The sequence below is a fragment of the Streptomyces sp. ADMS genome, assembly GCF_033441795.1.
In the GTDB taxonomy this organism is placed as follows: Bacteria; Actinomycetota; Actinomycetes; order Streptomycetales; family Streptomycetaceae; genus Streptomyces.
Genome location: NZ_JAVFVX010000398.1, coordinates 1 through 543, shown reverse-complemented (window position 1 = coordinate 543; position 543 = coordinate 1). Strand labels below are relative to the sequence as shown.

Below are 543 nucleotides of genomic sequence, written 5' to 3'. Positions count from 1 at the left end.
GCTGGAGAACGCCGTCACCGGGAGCGGTCAGCTCGCTCAGTGCGGCGACGGCCTCACTTGTATGTGCCGCCGACTGGATGGATTGGGTCAGGTGGCCGAGCCGGTCGCCGAGGCTGAGCCCGTGATCGCCAGGGGGCGGCTGGCTGGGATCGAGCAGGTCGGGGTCGTACGAGACGTCGAAGCCCTCGGCCTGCAGCATGTCGAAGGCCCGGGTCACCATCTGTCGCTGCTCGACCAGGTCGGTCATGGCGGAGGGCAGTCGGTGGAAGCGCTCGCGGAACAGCACGACGGGGACGAAGCCCGCACGGTGAAGCACCGCGTCGGCGGCACTCTCCCGAGCGAGTCGCTGGGATTTCGGTCGGGGCGGCAGGCCGAGCTGATCCAGGCGCGCGTCGATGGCGGCGAGCAGGCGCGGGACGCTGCCGCCATGCCGGGCGTGAGGGCCGCCGGGCTCCGAGTCGTAGATCACTTCGTGGAGCGCGGAGTCGTCGGGATGCCCGCGCGTCACCAACCAGCTCTCCGGATACCCGGGCGGGTGGTCGG

At 71.1% G+C, this 543-nt stretch carries 1 pseudogene; it reads right to left on the bottom strand.

The window, feature by feature from the left end:
• Nucleotides 1–543, bottom strand: a pseudogene (locus RB628_RS41250) (hypothetical protein); the annotation flags it as partial.